The sequence below is a fragment of the Rathayibacter sp. VKM Ac-2803 genome (assembly GCF_009807175.1).
In the GTDB taxonomy this organism is placed as follows: Bacteria; Actinomycetota; Actinomycetes; order Actinomycetales; family Microbacteriaceae; genus Rathayibacter.
On record NZ_WUCD01000001.1, the window covers coordinates 119134 to 134974 of the forward strand.

The following is a 15841-nucleotide window of genomic DNA, read 5'->3' on the forward strand; positions in this document are numbered from 1 at the left end:
ACGCACCCCGAAGCGGACAACTCGAGCCCGGACAGAACCTGTGGAGGACCGACGACCTCCATGTCAGCCTCCGCCACGCCTGGGCACACCTCCGGCTCGCGAAACATTGTCCGGCTCGCAGGATTCGCCTGTTCTGACGAGCCGAGCGCGATTTCGCGAGCCGGAGGTCGGGTTTCCGGCGCGCCGAGCGATATGACCGCAGCGGCAGCCGATCTCCGGCTCGCGAAACAACTTCTGGCTCGCGATACTCGCCCGTTCTGACGAGCCGAACGTGTTCTGACGAGCCGAACGTGATTCCACGAGTTGAACGTGATTCCGCGAGCCGGAGGTCGGGTTCCGGCGCACCGCGGGAGCGCCCGCGCTACGACCGCAGCGGCAGCCGCGCGGCGAGCCGGGCGCCGCCCAGCGCGGGCGACGGGAGCAGCTCGAGCGAGCCTCCGTAGACCGCGAACTGCCGCGACAGGCGCTCGAGGCCCGACCAGCGGGCGCCGGCGTCGACGCCGCGGCCGTCGTCGTCGAGACCCAGCACGACAGAGGGAGGAGCGGTCTCCGCAGGCGCCGCCTCCACCGCGAGGCGCAGCCGGACGGCTCGGGCGCCGCCGTGCTTCAAGGCGTTGGTGAGCGCCTCCTCGATCAGGCGCACGAGCAGGATCCGCTGGTCGACGGTGATGCTGCGCGCCTCCAGAGCGGAGTAGCGCTCGTCGACGTCGAGCTCGACGGCGATCTCGAGGGGGAGGCGCGCGAAGAGATCGCGGACGGCGGCCACGAGTCCGTGCTCGATGTCGACGGGGTAGAGCGCGTTGCCCGCCGCGCGCACCTCGGACTCGCGGAGGTGGTCGAGGCGCGCGGCCACCGCGTCGAGGCGCTCTCGGTCGTTGACGACCGCGGCGGCGCGCAGCTCGGCGACGAGCACCACGAGCATGTTCTGGAGGGTGCCGTGGAGGCGCTGGGCGATCTCGCGACGCACGCGCAGCTCCTCCTGCTGGAGCGCCTGGACGGCCTCGACCGCCTGCAGCACGACGCGGGCGCGCTCGCGCTCCTTGTCGCGGACGCGGCGCGCGGCCCGCACCAGGAGGAACCCGAACGCCGTGATCAACCCGAGGACCACGATGCCGACGGCCAGCTCGATGAGCAGGACGTGGATCGCCGTCGCCGGGTACACGCCGGTGAGCACCTGCAGGGCGCAGCGCACCAGGGAGGCGCTCGTCGCGATCAGCGCCGTCCACAGCACCCGGCCCCGCCGCGGGAACCGCTCGGGGCGCACCAGCGCGAGCAGCGCGATCGCCAGACCGAAGGCGGCGGCGTTCACGACCACGCGCACGACGACATCGACGAGGGGTCCGCCCTCCACTCCGCGCAGGGCCTGCGAGAGCATCCCGAGCGCGAACACCGCCTGCAGCGCGGCGAGGACCGAGAGCACGCCGCCGAGCAGCGCGACGGTGCCGCGCACGATCCGGTTGTCCTCCGCCGCGTCGCTGAGAGCCGGACGCAGGACGCCCCGGGTCATCCGGTGTGCTCGAGGAACTGCAGGGTCGCCTCGATCCTCGGGTTGCGGGAGCCGTCGGAGCGCACGCCGAGCGCCGCGTAGAGGGCGTTCACGTGGTTGTCGACGGAGCGGACGGCGATGCCGAGCCGCTCGGCGATCGCCGCGTTGGTGAGGCCCGACGCGAGGCCGGTCAGCACCTCGTACTGCCGGCGGCTGAGGGAGGCGACGGGCGAGTTCCTGCGCGCGGTCCGGGCGGCGACCAGCGCGGGATCGAGGACGGTCCGCCCGTCGGCCGTCGCCCGGATCGCCGTGAGCAGCGCCGCGACCGAGAGCGACGAGGTCTTCGAGAGGTAGCTCCAGCCGCGAGCCTCCGAGCGGTCGAGCCGCAGGAAGCGGTGCATCGCGTCGACCGCCGAGAGCAGCACGACGGCGAGCTCGGGCGAGGAGGCGCGCAGCTCTCGGCCGAGCTCGATCCCGTCGCCGTCGCCGAGCTCGATGTCGATCACCGCGACGTCGAGGTCGGCCGCCCGCACCCGCTCGCGCGCCTCGGCCACTGAGGACGCCTCGACGACGCTCAGCACCCCCGGCACCGATCGCAGCAGCGACGCCAGCATCTGCCGGTACAGCGGCTGGTCGTCGATGACGGCCACCCTCAGATCTTTAACGCCCCCCATAGATGTCACACGCACATCTTCGCCCATTGTCGGATAACGGTGCGGTCACTGAGACACCGAGGTCACACCGGCGCGAGAGCCCCCGTCATCGCGAGCCCGAGGACGGCGGCCACGAGCGCGGCCGCCCACATCCCGAGGCCGTAGCCGAGCCCGGCCGCCCAGCGGCCCTCGAGCAGCATCCGTGCGGCGTCGACGCTCGCCGTGCTGAAGGTCGTGAAGCCGCCCAGGAGGCCCGTGCCGAGCACGGCGCGCCACTCGGCGCCGACCGCACCCGAGAGCGCGAGGCCGGTGACGACTCCGAGCAGGAGCGACCCGGCGACGTTGATGATCGCGGTCCCCACCGGCCAGCGCACGGGGATCAGCGAGCGCGCGACTCCGTCGACGACGAGGCGGGCCGCCGCGCCGACTCCCCCGGCCAGCGCGACGCCGAGGAACAGCGCGAGCCCGATCATCCGGCCACTCTCCTGCGTCGCGCCGCGATCGCGATGCCCAGCGCGGCCGCAGCCGTTCCGATCACGAGCGTCACCGCGGTGTAGAGGACCGACTCGGCGAAGCGCCCCGCCTCGAGCAGCGCCACGGTGTCGAGCGAGAAGGTGCTGTAGGTGGTGTAGCCGCCGAGCACGCCCGTCCCGAGCAGGAGGCGCAGCGTCCGCCGCCCGCCGTCGTCGGGCCCGCGCCGCGCGAGCGACTCGAGCAGCAGGCCGAGCAGGAGGGCTCCGGTGAGGTTCACCACGATCGTGGCGACGGGCAGATCGCCGAGCGGCGGGAGGAGGAGGGACACGCCGTACCGGGCGGCCGTCCCGACCGTGCCGCCGGCCGCGACCAGGAGGATCGCGCGCGGGCGCAGGTGGAGCGGCGTCACTCCGCGAGGTCCCAGGGTGCCCGCCGCGACGAGTCGCGCAGTGGGACGACCATGACCGGGCGGTGCTGACGGTGCGCCAGGTGCACGGCGACGCTCCCGCTGAGGAACTCCGCGATGCTCGCGAGGACCCCGGAGTCGCGCGTGCCGACCACGATCATCCGCGCATCGGTCTCCTCCGCCACCGCGCTGAGGGCCAGCGCGGGCTCCCCCTCGGCGACCCGCAGCGTCCACGGCACGTCGAGGTCGGCGAGCGCCGCCTCGATCTGGGCGCGGAGCGACGGACTCGCCGCCGGCCCGCCCCCGTCGCGCGGGACCAGGCCGATCGGGATGCCGCCGGTCATCGGATCGACGTACTCCCCGACGAGGTAGGGGTCGGGCTCGACCGAGAGCAGCAGGAGCGGCGCGCCGAGCCCAGCGGCGAAGCGCGCGGCGGTGCGGACGACCTCGGGCCGCTGGCCGTCGACGACGCCGACGAGCACGGGTCCGGAGGGGAGAGGATCGGTCATGGCGGTTCCCTTCCTGTGGCGTTCATCCTCCCACCGGCGCTCGCCCGCGTCTCGGTGTCGTCCGACCGATTCCTCCGTGACCGTTTCGTGATGTTCGGGCTGCGAGCTAGACTCGCTCCTCGCCGGGCCAACGCCCGCACCCCCCTGGCCCCGATCCGAGGAGAGCACACGCGTGTCGCACCCTGACATTCCCGTCCCAGCGGAGTGTCACGACACGTCCTCCCCCGCCGCCGCGCCGCTCACCCGCCGCGAGGCGCGCGCCGCGGAGGCCCGAGTCGCGGAAGCCCGAGCCGCTGAGCTCCCCGCGCCCCGTCCGGCCGCCGCTCCCCTGCAGCGGACCGCGCCGCCCGCCGACCCGCGCTCGAACGGCCTGAGCCGCCGCGCCCTCACCTTCGCCACCTTCTCGGTCGTCGGCGGACTCTTCGCGACCGCCGCGATCCCCGCCTACGGAGCGAGGAGCACGACCGGTGCCGCCGCCGGCGCCGGAACCGCCCGCGCCGACCTGCAGAACCTCACCGTCTCGTCGGAGGCGGCCGGCCAGACCGCCGTCCGCGACGCCTTCGCCGCGCCGACCCAGGCGCAGCTCGACGAGGCCAGCCGCCAGGCGGCCGTGCTGTCGAGCTCCGACGGAGGCGCCTTCACGACCGTGCAGACCCGCGCGGTCGGCGACGACTACCCGTGGCCCTACGAGACCATCGACGACGACGGCGGCGGACTCTCGCCTCTCGGCTACTACTACCGCGAGTGCGTCGACTTCGTGGCGTGGCGCCTGAACCGCGACGCCGGCGCCACCTCCGCGCCGTGGAAGTACACCTGGGGCAACATCACCCCGCTCGGCGGCAGCGCGTGGGAGTGGCCCGACAACTGGGCCGCGAAGGGCTGGGCGACCAGCAGCACCCCGATCGTGGGCTGCGTCGCCTGGTGGACCTACAACCACGTCTCGTACGTGCAGAAGGTGAACGACGACGGCACCGTGCTCCTCGAGGAGTACAACTACGGCGGCAAGCACAGCTACGTGACGCGCACGTTCCCGACGGCGCAGGTCCCGCTCTTCCTGTACCCGCCGGCGATCTGAGTCGACGCCCAGCCTGATCCCGAAGCGCGTCGTGCGGCTGCGGAAGGGGCGCCAGTGCACTCAATGTCTCTTAGGTAGTTCCCCTCTGGGAATCGGGGCGAGCGCACCCCTACTCTGATCGGGCGCGGGCACCGAGTATTCACCGTCCGCCTCCCCGTCATGGCGACGTGACTGGTCGATTCCGCTCCCCGCTGAGAAAGGCGACCCATGTCGTCCCTGCACCGCACAGCACGACAGGCGTTCCTCCGGCCGATCCAGGCGCTCCTCGCGGCCGTGGCGGTGACTGCGACACTGCTCGTCGCGCCGGCGGCGCAGGCCGACACGGTCCTGGAGGCGGAGCCGAACACCACGACCTCCACCGCTCAGGTCCTTCCGCTCGGTACAACAGTCTCCGGATCGTTCACCGAGGATGTGAGCTGCGCCTACTTCGCCTGCGACACCTACAAGACGACCGCGGGAAGCGCCGGACGCCTCCAGCTCGATCTCCGCTTCGCGGACGACCTCGGCACCGACGGGCGGCTCTATATCCGCGTGCACGACGCGGCGGGGAGCGCGATCTACGACCAGACCCTCTCCTCGGCGGACTACGACGGGAGCAGACTCCGCGCGCTCGCTATGTACGTCGACTCCGGAGTCTTCTACGTGTCCATCAGCGCCTCAGGGTCCTCGCTCTGGTCTAACGAGCAGTACTCCTTCACGGCGACGGTCACCCCGGGAGTCGTGGAGACAGAGCGGAACGACTCGACGGCGACTGCCGACTCCATCGCCCTAGGAAGAACCATCGCCGGTTCCCTCTTCGACGGGAACTGCGCCTACTCGGATTGCGACGTCTTCCGGCTGACGATGCCGCAGGCGTCGAAGCTCAGCGTCGACTTCCGATTCTCGTGCGACCTGGGAACGGGCAGTCTCTACGAGGTGTCGACCATCGACAACGCCGGGAACAGGATCACCCGGACACCTCTCGGCGGAGCGGACTGCGACGGCGCTGCACTGCGCTCGGTCCAGGTGATCGCGCCCGCCGGCAATGTGTACGTCGAGGTCACGCCACGCAGCAGCGTCACCCGAGCGCAGGAGTACAAGCTCACCGTCACCCGCACCGACACCCCCGCGCCCGACGTCGACGTCACTCGCCTCGCGGGCTCCGACCGGCAGGGCACCGCCGTCGAGATCTCGAAGGCGACGTTCGCGCCCGGCGTGCCCGTCACCTACGTCGCGACCGGCTCCAAGTTCCCCGACGCATTGGCCGCCGCGCCCGCCGCCGCGACCCAGGGCGGGCCGCTGCTGCTGGTCGACCGGGACTCCATGAGTCCCGCCGTCCGCGCCGAGCTCACGCGCCTCATCCCCAGCAGGATCGTCGTCGTCGGATCTGCGGCGAGCGTCAGCGATGCGCTCCTCGCCGACCTGCGGAACTACGTGCCCTCCGGCGACGTCGTCCGCATCGGGGGCGTCGACCGCTACGACACCGCGAACAGGATCGTCGACTACGCGTTCCCCTCCGGTGCGAGCACGGCCTGGGTCGCGACGGGCGAGAAGTTCCCCGACGCCCTCAGCGCCAGTGCCGCGGCAGGAGCGGTCGACGCCCCGGTGATCCTCGTCAACGGCGGTCTCTCCACGACCACCGCGCAGACGCGCCAGCTGGTCACCGACCTCGGCGCCGCCTCGCTCACGATCGCGGGAAGCGCCCTCTCGGTCAGCGAGGGGATCAAGAACTCCCTCCCCGTCCCCTCCACCCGCATCGGCGGAAGCGACCGCTACGACACGTCCGAGAAGCTGAACAAGGCCGCCTTCACCGCCGCGGAGACGGTCTACTTCGCGACCGGTGAGAACTTCCCCGACGCCCTCGCCGGCGCCACCGCGGCGGGCTACACGGGCAGTCCGCTCTTCGCCGTCCGCCCGAACTGCGTCCCCCGGGCCGTCCTCGACGACATCACCGCCCTCGGGGCCTCGAAGGTCGTCCTCCTCGGCGGTCCGGGTACGCTCTCCGACTCCGTCGCCCGACTGACGTCCTGCTGAGCGGCACCTCCCCGGGACCCCTCGAGCTCATGCGCGACTCGAGCTCGACGGGGTCCTCGTGGAGGCGGGTCAGTCGGCCAGCAGCCCCAGCAGCACCTCGAAGGCCGGCTCGCGCGGGTCGATCAGCTCGAAGTGGCCGACTCCGGGGAGCTCGTGCAGCGTCGCGGAGGCGTGCCGGCGCGCGTAGCGGCGGCTGTACGCCACCGGTACCTCGGCGTCGCGGTCGCCGTGGACGACCGACACCGGCATCGGCGGCGCGGGGAGGCGGAGGGGATCCGCCCGGGCCCGGTGCTCGTCGGAGGGGCCGAGCAGCGCGGTGACCGCGTCGGCGCTGAGGCGGGCGTCGGCCGCGGCCTGCAGATCGAGCACGCCGGCGAGCGCCACGACCGACGACACGTGCGGCGACGGATCCACGGCCTGCGACCACATGGCCAGGTGCCCGCCCGCGGAGTGGCCGACGAGTGTCGCCCGCGCCGCACCGAGGCGGGGGATCGCGGCGACGACCGAGCGGACGTCGTCGAAGGTGCCCGGCCGGCCGCCTCCCGGGTCGCCGATGCGGCGGTACTCGGGGAGGAGCACGTCGAACCCGCGGTCGGCGAGCGCCGCGGCGAGCGGGCGCGCGTGCCTCCGGTCGTAGCGGTTGCGCCAGAACCCGCCGTGCACGAGCACGACGGGGGCGCCTCCCCCGCGGTACACGTCGGCGATCTGCTCGGGCGCAGGGCCGTAGCGGAGCACCTCGTCGGGCTCGCGCGCGGGCAGGTCGAGGACGTCGGTCACGCGTCCTCCGGTCGTCGCCCGATCTCGGTGCGCACCGCGAAGAGCTCGGGGAAGAAGGTGAGCTCGAGCGCCTTCTGCAGGAACCCGACTCCGCTCGACCCGCCGGTGCCCGGCTTGAAGCCGATGGTGCGCTGCACGGTGCGGAGGTGGCGGAAGCGCCAGGTCTGGAAGTTGTCCTCGACGTCGACCAGCTCCTCGCAGGCCTCGTAGGCGCCCCAGAACTCGCCGTCGTTCTCGTAGATCCGCGTGAAGACGGGCACCAGCGACGGTGTGAACACGTGCGCGAGGGTCACGTCGCGCTCGAGGAGCTCGACCGGCACGTCGTGGCCGGCCCGGGCGAGCAGGCGCAGGAACTCGTCGTACAGGCTCGGCGCCTCGAGCAGCTCCTGCAGCTCGGCCCGTGCCGCGTCGTCGCCGCGGAAGACCTCGAGCATCTTCGCGTTCTTGTTGCCGAGCAGGAACTCGACCGCCCGGTACTGGTGCGACTGGAAGCCCGAGGAGTTCGCCAGGAAGTCGCGGAACTGCGCGTACTCGGTCGGCGTGAGCGTGGCGAGGACCGACCACTGATCGGTCATCGTCCGCTGGATGTGCTTGACGCGCGCGATCTTCTTCAGCGCCCCGGAGAGGTCGTCGGCGGCCATCAGCCGGCACGCGGCGCGCAGCTCGTGCAGCAGCAGCTTGAGCCAGAGCTCCGAGGTCTGGTGCTGGATGATGAACAGCATCTCGTCGTGGTGCTCGGGGCTGCTCACCGGGTTCTGCGCCGAGAGCAGCGTCTCGAGCGACAGGTACGAGCCGTAGCTCATCTTCTCGCGCAGGTCGGTGACGATGCCGCTCTCGAGGTCGCGGGTGTTCTCGTCGAGGGCCATGGCGCCCCTCCTCTCGTGATCGCCGTCCCCGAACTCTACGGTCGACCGAGCAGGGAGGATGGGGGCATGAGGTCTCGACTGGTGGGCGTCGCGGTGGGGGTCGTCGCCGCGGTGCTCGGGCTGCTCCCCTGGCTCCTGACGGGGATGCGGCTGCCGGTGCAGAACCTCTGGCGGGTGGAGGTCGCGCCGCAGTCGATGCCGCTCGCGCTCCTGCCGTTCAGCCAGTACTCGATCGTGCTGATCGCCGCCGTGCTCCTGATCGGCTCGGCGCTGGCGGGTCTCGCGGTGCGGATCCGCGGGCGCGGCACGCTCGGCGCGGTGCTCGGGGTGCTCGTCGTGCAGGTCGTCGCCCTGGTGCAGTCGGCGGTCACCCTGGCGGGCGGCCTCTCGGAGGGGACCCCCTCCTCCGTCTACCTCGCCGCACTCGTCGCGGGCGTCGTCGCGTCGATCGTCGTCGGCGTGCTGGTGCTGCTGCTCCTCGCGCGGGCGCCGGCGCCGGGCGCGGCGATCGGGATCTCGATCGCCGCGATCGCCGCGGGGAGCTGGCTGTCGACCCTCCTCGGCCCGCTCGCCGCGGGGAGCGTCGCCGGACTCGCCGTGCTGAACGCGGTGCAGTGGCTGCCCGGGATCCTCGCCGGGCTCGCTCTCGCGTGGTGCGGGCTCACCTCGGTCGTCCGCGGGCTCGCCTGGGTCGTGAGCCTGGTGCTGCTGTGGGTCGGGCCGACGCTGGTGACCGCTGTGTCGGCCGCGTCGAGCTCGCGTGCCCTCGGGCCGTACCCGCTCGAGATGCTCGACTACGGGTGGCAGGTCCTCACGACGGCGCTGCTGATCCCGGCGGTCTCGCTCCGGACGGCGCTGACGGCGCTCGTGGTGGGCGCCGTCGGCTTCGTCGTGCTGTCGGCCCTGCAGCGCCGCCGCGCCTGACTCCTCAGAAGTTGCGGTAGTCAGAAGTTGCGGTAGTCGCGCTCGACTACCGCAACTTTCGAGGAATCGCGGGTCAGGACTCGAACCAGCCGCGGGGGTGGTGGTCGGCCGTCAGCGGCGTGCGCGGGTGCTTCGGGCGCGCCCAGCGCACGGCGTTCGCCAGCACCCGCTTGATGTCGGGGTGGTGGTAGACCGGGTAGTCCTGGTCGCCGGGCGAGAAGTAGAACACCTTGCCCAGGCCCCGCGTGTACGTGACTCCGGAGCGGAACACCTCGCCGCCGGTGAACGTCGAGAGGAACACCGTCTCCTCCGGCACCGGGATGTCGAAGTACTCGCCGTACATCTCCTGCTCGGGGATCACGATCGGGCTGGGCACGCCCTCGGCGATCGGATGCGTCGGCGCGATCGTCCAGACCAGCTCGCGGTCGTGGTCGTTCCGCCACTTCAGCGAGCACGTCGTGCCCATCAGCGCCCGGAAGATCTTGGAGTAGTGCGCGGAGTGCAGGATCAGGATGCCCATCCCCTCCTGCACGTGCCGCAGAACGCGCTGCACCACCTCGTCCGACACCTCGCCGTGGGCGATGTGGCCCCACCAGAGCAGGACGTCGGTGCGCGCGAGCGCCTCCTCGCTCAGGCCGTGCTCGGGCTCGGGGAGCGTCGCGGTGCGCACCGCGACGTCGTCGCCGAGCGACTCGACGAGGCCGTCGGCGATCACGCGGTGGATCCCCTCCGGGTAGTGCCGCATCACCGTCTCGTCGCCGCGCGTCTCGTGGCGGAACTCGTTCCAGACCAGGATCTCGAGGGGCTCGCTCATGCGACCTCCACCTCCTTCTTCTCGGCGGCCGAGCGGTAGATCGCGTCGACGACCCGGCTGCGGTGCAGCGCGTACTCGCCGTAGTGACCGGAGTAGCGGGGGCCGCCGGCGGGTGCGTCGGCCCCCGAGGCGATCGCCTCGAGGAACTCGGCGATGACCGAGCGGTGGTGCCCGGCGGGCACCTTCACGTCGGGGTACGAGGTGGTGGGGGCACCGGCGACCTCGGAGTAGAGGCTGAGGGTCCCCTCCGTCGCGTAGTCGGCGACGTGCAGGCGCGCACCGCCGGCCGAGCCGAGCAGCTCGACCTCGATGTCCTCGTAGACCTTGGAGTAGCTGGCCCAGGAGGCGTCGAGCTGGAGGCTGCGGCCGGTGTCGAGTCGCAGCAGCGCGCTCGAGAAGTCCTCGACCTCGAAGGCGTGCGTGCCGGACGCGGCGACTCCGTGCGGGCGCCCGCCGCGGCCCGAGCGGCCGATCTCGCCGTAGGCGACGGCCGAGACGCTCGTCACCCTCGGCTCGCCGAGCAGGTGCAGCGCGATGTCGAGCACGTGCGAGCCGAGGTCGATCAGCGGACCGCCGCCGGCGAGCTCCTTGCTGGTGAACCAGGAGCCGATGCCGGGGATGCCGGTGCGCCGCTGCCAGCTGGCGCGGGCGTGGTAGATGTCGCCGAGCGGGGCGTCGTCGAGGTAGCGGCGGAGGTAGGCGACGTCGGCGCGGCGGCGGTGGTTGTAGGCGATCTCGAGGACGCGGTCGTTCGCGCGCGCCGCCTCCACCATCTCGGCGGCCAGCTCGGCGGTCGTGGCGAGCGGCTTCTCGCAGAAGACGTGCTTGCCGCTCGCGAGCGCGGCGACGGCGATGGGGTGGTGGAGGTGGTTGGGCACGCCGATCGAGACGACGTCGAGGTCGTCGCGGGCGACGAGGTCCTCCCAGTCGGCGTAGAGGTCGGGGACGTCGCGGGTCGCGCCGAGCTCGCGGAGGCGGGCCTCCTCCTGGCCTGCGAGCGCGACGACGCGCGCACCGGGGAGGGCCTGGAAGGCGTCGAGGTGAGTGGTGCCGGCGAAGCCGAGGCCGACGACGCCGACCCGGAGCTCGCGTGTGTTCTCAGTCATGCCTCCGAGCCTAGTCGAATTGATTCGAGTCCTCGATAAAGATCGCTGGGCTCACCGTCGCATCGACGTCAGAGCCAGGAGGGCCGCCTCGACGATCGCGTCGGGGCTGCCGGCGATGTCGACGGTGACGCCGTCCTCGCCCGGTTCGAGGGGCTCCAGTGTCGCGAGCTGCGAGGCGAGCAGTGCGGGCGGCATGAAGTGCCCGGTGCGGGCGCGGATGCGGGCGGCGTGGAGCTCCCTCGTGCCGGTCAGGTGCACGAAGAAGAGGGGCCTCCCCGCGCTGGTGCGCAGGAGATCGCGGTAGACGCGGCGCAGCGCCGAGCAGGCGACGACGGTGCCGGCGTCGGGCGCGGTGTGGAAGACCGCGCCGACCGCGTGCAGCCACGGCCAGCGGTCCTCATCGGTGAGAGCCCGCCCCGACGCCATCTTGGCCTTGTTGGCCTCGGGGTGCAGGTCGTCGGCGTCGATGAAGACGCCACCGAGAGCGTCGGCGAGACCGACTCCCGTGGTCGTCTTGCCGCAGCCCGCCACACCCATCACGACGACGGCGGGGGCGGGACTCGCGGGCTGTGCTGATGCGGGCGCTGTCCGGACCATCGCGGTGGGACCTCCTGGGCGGTGTCGAGGGATCGGCGAAGCTGGGGCGCTGTCGGGTCGCACGGCTACCGCCGACCGAGTCGGTAGGACGCCGCGCTGACGGCAGCGACGATGGAGGAGTCCTCCGCGAGCGCCGGGTCGATCAGCAGGAGAAGTGCGCGCACAGCACGGTCGCCGGTCTCGGCGGCGGCGCGGGAGATCGATGCGCCCGCGCGGTCGGCGGGAAGGCTCCCGGACCGCGCGGCGGCGACCCACGCACCGAGCACCGCGACCGCGCTCGGCGCATCTCTGCCCGCGTCCCGCTCGGCGAGCAGCACAGGAGCGATGCGCACGCGCAGCTTCGCGACTGCGTCCTGTCCGATCTGATCGAGCGAGTGCCTGATGCGGCCGTTGTCGAACCGGTCGAGGAGCGCGGCCCGGTAGGCGGGCAGGTCGAGCCCCCTCGTCGGCAGGTGGCGCGACGCCTCGTCCCAGAGCTGCTCCACGAGGTCGCGGGTCACCGGATCGCCGACCGCCTCGGCCACGGTGCTGTGCCCGCGGAGCGATCCGACGTAGGCGAGGAGGGAGTGGGCTCCGTTGAGCAGCCACAGCTTCCGGCGCTCGAACGGCTCGATGTCGTCGACGAAGCGTGCTCCGACGCGCTCCCAGGCAGGGCGGCCCGCGGGGAAGGCCCCGGAGAGCACCCAGTCGTGGAACGGCTCGGTGACGACGGGCGCGCGGTCGTGCCAGCCGGCGAGCCGCGCCACGGTCGCGGCGTCCTCGGAGGTGGTCCTCGGGGTGATCCGGTCGACCGACGTCGACACGAACGAGACGGACTCGTCGAGATAGGCGAGCGTCCGAGGCGACACGCGCTCGGCGAGGGCGCGCAGCCCCGTCCGCACGAAGGGGCCGTTGTCGGGCAGGTTGTCGCAGGGCACCACGGCGAGGGGGCCCGCGTCGGCGCGGCGACGGGCTTCGATGCCGAGGAGAAGGCGCCCCAGAGGGGTCCGGCCGGCGTCCGTGCCGCCCGCTCGCAGCGCGTCGGGCAGCCGGGCGATGTCCTCGCGCATGGCGTCGACCGACTCATCGGGCCGGCCCTGCGCGTCGAGCGCGTAGCCGGCCTCGGTGACCGTCAGGGTCACGAGCGCCGTGTCGGGCGACGACAGGATCCCGGCGAGCCGATCGACCCGCGAGCCCTCCTCCGCGCGGACGATGCTGTCGACGACGACCACGTCATCGCGCTCCGCCGAGCGCACGACGAGGGAGTACAGGCCGTCCTGCGCGGCGAGCTCCTGCGCCGCCTGCGGGCTCCGGCCCGTGAAGGCGGCTATGCCCCAGCCGGGATCCTCCGCCGCGGCGGTGTACCAGGCCTGGTGCGCGCGGTGGAACGCGCCGAGACCGAGGTGGGCGATCCTGACCGGCGGCCGCCGGGTCCGCGCCGGAGCGCCGGAGTCGTGACCGCTCACAGCTTGAACACCTTCCTCGGCTGCGCGTCGACGAGGTCGACGACCCGCCTCTCGGCCTGGTGCCGGGTCAGCCGGCCCTCGATGACCAGCCGGGCGAGGAACACGGCGTCGAGACGGCGGGACATGTCGTGGCGGGCCGGGATCGAGAGGAACGCGCGGGTGTCGTCGATGAACCCCGATCCACGGGAGAAGCCGGCCGTCTCGGTCACCGCGGAGCGGAATCTGAGCACGGCATCGGGAGCATCGAGGAACCACCACGGCGCCCCGATGAAGACGCTCGGATAGAAGCCGGCGAGCGGCGCGATCTCGCGCGAGTAGGCGGTCTCATCGACGGTGAACAGGACGAGGTGCAGATTCCTGTCGAGTCCGTACCGCTCGAGCAGCGGGCGCAGGTCGTGCGTGAAGGTCGTGGTCGCCGGGATGTCGTGCCCCGAGTCCGGCCCGGAGGCGCGGAGCGTCTCACTGGAGTGGTTGCGGACGACGCCCGCGTGCACGGTCATCACGAGACCGTCGCGAGCGCTCATCCCCGCCATGCGCAGCAGCATCGCGCCGCGGAACTCCCGCGCGCCGGCAGCATCGAGGCGGCCGGCCACTGCGAGCCGGAAGAGCGAGGCCGCCGCGTCGTCAGACAGATCGGCGGTGTGGCAGTCCGCGACTCCGTGGTCGGCCGAGACCGCGCCGTGCGCGATGAAGTGTGCCCGCCGCGCCTCCAGGGCGTCGAGGTACCCCGAGAAGTCGTCGGGCGCCGTCCCGTGGTGGTCGGCGAGCCGGCGCACGCTGTCACCGAAGGCCGCCGCGGCGGGATCCAGGTAGGCGTCGGGGCGGAACGTCGGCAGGACGCGACCCGTGACGCCCGGATCGGCCGCGAGCGCGGCATGCCCCGCGAGATCGTCGAGCGGATCGTCCGTGGTCGCCAGGACGTCGATCCGGAACCGCTCGAACAACGCCCGAGGGCGGAACTCCGGCTCGGCGAGGCGCTCCGCGATGGCGTCGTAGATCGCGTCGGCGGTCGCTGCCGAGGGGTTCACCGCGATCGCGAACAGCTCCGACAGTTCGTGCATCAGCCAGTACCCCGACGCCGTCCCCTCGAACAGGTGCCAGCGGCTCGCGAAGCGGCGCCAGATCTCCCGCGGCTCCGCGGCGGCCCCTCCGACACCGAGATCGGCCAGGTCGACGCCGTCGGCGTGGAGCAGGCGGGTGACGTAGTGGTCGTAGCGGATGAGGAGGTCGGCCGGGTCCCGGAACGACTCGTCCTCGAGCAGGAGCGACGGAGCGACGTGCCCGTGCGGCGAGACGATCGGGAGGTCGGCGACGGCCGCGTAGAGATCGCGGGCGACCCCCCGGGTCGCGGGGTCGCTCGGGAAGAGGCGGTCGGGATCGAGGGTCAGCGGTTCGATGCTGGTCGGCATGGGATGCTCCGGTCTGTCGGATGCGGACGAGGACGATCGGTCACCAGTCGTGGACGGTCCCGTCTGCGAGACGGTTGTAGGGCAGGTAGGCCTGCTCGTACGGGTACCTCCCCGCCTCGTCCACGTCGAGCTCGACGCCGAGCCCCGGCTGGTCGCCGGGGTGCAGCATCCCGTTGCTCCAGGTGAACGACTGCTGGAACACCGAGTCGGTCTTCTCGCCGTGCTTCATGTACTCCTGGATGCCGAAGTTGTGGATCGCGAGCCCGAGATGCATCGCCGCGGCCATTCCGACCGGGGAGATGTCGGTCGGCCCGTGCATGCCCGACTTGATCTGGTACTGGGACGCGTAGTCGAGCACCTTCTTCAGGTGCGTGATGCCTCCGGTGTGGGTGACAGCGCTGCGCACGTAGTCGATGAGCTGCTCGCGGATGATCTGCTGGTAGTCCCAGACCGAGTTGAAGATCTCACCGATCGCGAGCGGCGTCGTCGTGTGCTGGCGCACCAGCCGCAGCGCCTCCTGGTTCTCGGCCGGTGTGCAGTCCTCGAGCCAGAAGAGGTCGTAGGGCTCGAGGGACTTGCCCAGCTGCGCGGCCTGGATCGGCGTCATCCGGTGGTGGGCGTCGTGCAGGAGCGGAAGCTCGGGGCCGAACTCGTTGCGGACGGCCTCGAAGACGGTCGGGACGTGGCGGAGGTAGCTGCGGGTGTCCCAGTCCTCCTCGTTCGGCAGTGCGCCGCGCTGCGCCGGCTCGTGGTCGTAGCGGACGCCGCTGTTGGCTTCGAAGGTCGCGTTCGAGGCGATCCCGTAGATGGACTTCAGGCCCGGCACCCCGGTCTGGATGCGGATCGCGCGGTAGCCCGCCTCCTGGTGCTCGCGCACCGAGTCGAAGAGTTCGTCGGTCGATTTGCCGGAGGCGTGCCCGTAGGCCAGCAGGCCAGACCGCGACGCTCCGCCGAGCAGCTGGTACACGGGCATGCCGGCGGCCTTACCCTTGATGTCCCAGAGCGCCATGTCGACGGCCGCGATGGCGGCCATGGTGACCGGTCCGCGCCGCCAGTAGGCGCTGCGGTAGAGGAACTGCCAGGTGTCCTCGATGCGGGAGGCGTCGCGCCCGATCAGGAGCTGAGCGACGTGCTCGCGCAGGTAGGCGACGACCGCCATCTCCCTGCCGTTCAGGGTCGCGTCGCCGAGGCCGGTCAGCCCGTCGTCGGTGGTCAGCTTCAGGGTCACGAAGTTCCGGTCGGGGCTCGTGACGATCACTTCGGCCTTGTCGATGATCATGGCTTCCT

The 15841-nt window shown here is 72.1% G+C and carries 16 protein-coding genes; 3 read left to right on the plus strand and 13 right to left on the minus strand.

Annotation, left to right across the window (positions count from 1 at the left end):
• Positions 1–361: 361 nt before the first annotated feature.
• The 5 genes from GRS96_RS00545 to GRS96_RS00565 form a co-directional block, all read right to left on the minus strand.
• Complete coding sequence (locus tag GRS96_RS00545; protein ID WP_159987436.1) at positions 362–1507, minus strand: sensor histidine kinase; 1146 nt, start codon at positions 1505–1507, stop codon at positions 362–364.
• Positions 1504–2136, minus strand: coding sequence for a response regulator (locus GRS96_RS00550; protein WP_235021902.1), 633 nt, complete (start codon positions 2134–2136; stop codon positions 1504–1506). The genes GRS96_RS00545 and GRS96_RS00550 overlap by 4 nt, the downstream gene beginning before the upstream one ends.
• An 86-nt stretch (positions 2137–2222) precedes the next feature.
• Positions 2223–2612, minus strand: a complete 390-nt coding sequence (locus GRS96_RS00555) for a fluoride efflux transporter FluC (protein ID WP_204162008.1) — start codon at positions 2610–2612, stop codon at positions 2223–2225.
• Positions 2609–3022, minus strand: a complete 414-nt coding sequence (gene crcB, locus GRS96_RS00560) for a fluoride efflux transporter CrcB (protein ID WP_159987437.1) — start codon at positions 3020–3022, stop codon at positions 2609–2611. The genes GRS96_RS00555 and crcB overlap by 4 nt, the downstream gene beginning before the upstream one ends.
• Entirely contained in the window at positions 3019–3528 is a 510-nt protein-coding gene (locus GRS96_RS00565) for a universal stress protein (protein WP_159855504.1), read from the minus strand. Before GRS96_RS00565 ends, crcB begins: the two co-directional genes overlap by 4 nt.
• Positions 3529–3700: 172 nt before the next feature.
• On the opposite strand from GRS96_RS00565, the gene GRS96_RS00570 reads away from it, so the two are divergent.
• Together GRS96_RS00570 and GRS96_RS00575 are read left to right on the plus strand one after the other, a co-directional pair.
• On the plus strand, positions 3701–4603 hold the full coding sequence (locus tag GRS96_RS00570) for a CHAP domain-containing protein (protein WP_159987438.1): 903 nt from the start codon (positions 3701–3703) through the stop codon (positions 4601–4603).
• Between the two features lie 207 nt (positions 4604–4810).
• Positions 4811–6616 (plus strand): cell wall-binding repeat-containing protein, encoded by a 1806-nt coding sequence (locus GRS96_RS00575; protein ID WP_159987439.1) that lies wholly within the window; start codon positions 4811–4813, stop codon positions 6614–6616.
• 69 nt (positions 6617–6685) lie between these two features.
• On the opposite strand, the gene GRS96_RS00580 is transcribed toward GRS96_RS00575, so the two are convergent.
• Positions 6686–7393 (minus strand): alpha/beta fold hydrolase, encoded by a 708-nt coding sequence (locus GRS96_RS00580; RefSeq protein ID WP_159987440.1) that lies wholly within the window; start codon positions 7391–7393, stop codon positions 6686–6688.
• Positions 7390–8259: a tryptophan 2,3-dioxygenase gene (locus tag GRS96_RS00585; RefSeq protein ID WP_159855498.1), complete on the minus strand. Its 870-nt coding sequence runs from the start codon at positions 8257–8259 to the stop codon at positions 7390–7392. The genes GRS96_RS00580 and GRS96_RS00585 overlap by 4 nt, the downstream gene beginning before the upstream one ends.
• Before the next feature lie 66 nt (positions 8260–8325).
• On the opposite strand from GRS96_RS00585, the gene GRS96_RS00590 reads away from it, so the two are divergent.
• Positions 8326–9183: a hypothetical protein gene (locus tag GRS96_RS00590; protein ID WP_159987441.1), complete on the plus strand. Its 858-nt coding sequence runs from the start codon at positions 8326–8328 to the stop codon at positions 9181–9183.
• A gap of 73 nt (positions 9184–9256) precedes the next feature.
• On the opposite strand, the gene GRS96_RS00595 is transcribed toward GRS96_RS00590, so the two are convergent.
• From GRS96_RS00595 to manD, 6 genes are all read right to left on the minus strand, one after another.
• Positions 9257–9997 carry a ThuA domain-containing protein gene (locus GRS96_RS00595; RefSeq protein WP_159855496.1) on the minus strand — a complete coding sequence of 247 codons (741 nt, stop codon included), beginning with the start codon at positions 9995–9997 and terminating at the stop codon, positions 9257–9259.
• Positions 9994–11103: a Gfo/Idh/MocA family protein gene (locus GRS96_RS00600; protein WP_159855495.1), complete on the minus strand. Its 1110-nt coding sequence runs from the start codon at positions 11101–11103 to the stop codon at positions 9994–9996. The genes GRS96_RS00595 and GRS96_RS00600 overlap by 4 nt, the downstream gene beginning before the upstream one ends.
• A 51-nt stretch (positions 11104–11154) precedes the next feature.
• Entirely contained in the window at positions 11155–11700 is a 546-nt protein-coding gene (locus GRS96_RS00605) for a gluconokinase (RefSeq protein ID WP_159987442.1), read from the minus strand.
• 65 nt (positions 11701–11765) lie between these two features.
• Positions 11766–13145 (minus strand): mannitol dehydrogenase family protein, encoded by a 1380-nt coding sequence (locus tag GRS96_RS00610; RefSeq protein ID WP_159987443.1) that lies wholly within the window; start codon positions 13143–13145, stop codon positions 11766–11768.
• Positions 13142–14554, minus strand: a complete 1413-nt coding sequence (uxaC, locus tag GRS96_RS00615; protein WP_204162009.1) for a glucuronate isomerase — start codon at positions 14552–14554, stop codon at positions 13142–13144. Before uxaC ends, GRS96_RS00610 begins: the two co-directional genes overlap by 4 nt.
• 40 nt (positions 14555–14594) lie before the next feature.
• On the minus strand, positions 14595–15833 hold the full coding sequence (gene manD / locus GRS96_RS00620; RefSeq protein WP_159855492.1) for a D-mannonate dehydratase ManD: 1239 nt from the start codon (positions 15831–15833) through the stop codon (positions 14595–14597).
• Positions 15834–15841 lie beyond the last annotated feature (8 nt).

Excerpts from the sequence above, each read along its gene's own strand:
- GRS96_RS00545 (WP_159987436.1), bottom strand. The coding sequence starts at position 1,507 with ATGACCCGGGGCGTCCTGCGTCCGGCTCTCAGCGACGCGGCGGAGGAC.
- GRS96_RS00555 (WP_204162008.1), bottom strand. The coding sequence starts at position 2,612 with ATGATCGGGCTCGCGCTGTTCCTCGGCGTCGCGCTGGCCGGGGGAGTC.
- GRS96_RS00565 (WP_159855504.1), bottom strand. The coding sequence starts at position 3,528 with ATGACCGATCCTCTCCCCTCCGGACCCGTGCTCGTCGGCGTCGTCGAC.
- GRS96_RS00575 (WP_159987439.1), top strand. The coding sequence starts at position 4,811 with ATGTCGTCCCTGCACCGCACAGCACGACAGGCGTTCCTCCGGCCGATC.
- GRS96_RS00585 (WP_159855498.1), bottom strand. The coding sequence starts at position 8,259 with ATGGCCCTCGACGAGAACACCCGCGACCTCGAGAGCGGCATCGTCACC.
- GRS96_RS00590 (WP_159987441.1), top strand. The coding sequence starts at position 8,326 with ATGAGGTCTCGACTGGTGGGCGTCGCGGTGGGGGTCGTCGCCGCGGTG.
- GRS96_RS00595 (WP_159855496.1), bottom strand. The coding sequence starts at position 9,997 with ATGAGCGAGCCCCTCGAGATCCTGGTCTGGAACGAGTTCCGCCACGAG.
- GRS96_RS00600 (WP_159855495.1), bottom strand. The coding sequence starts at position 11,103 with ATGACTGAGAACACACGCGAGCTCCGGGTCGGCGTCGTCGGCCTCGGC.
- GRS96_RS00605 (WP_159987442.1), bottom strand. The coding sequence starts at position 11,700 with ATGGTCCGGACAGCGCCCGCATCAGCACAGCCCGCGAGTCCCGCCCCC.
- uxaC (WP_204162009.1), bottom strand. The coding sequence starts at position 14,554 with ATGCCGACCAGCATCGAACCGCTGACCCTCGATCCCGACCGCCTCTTC.
- manD (WP_159855492.1), bottom strand. The coding sequence starts at position 15,833 with ATGATCATCGACAAGGCCGAAGTGATCGTCACGAGCCCCGACCGGAAC.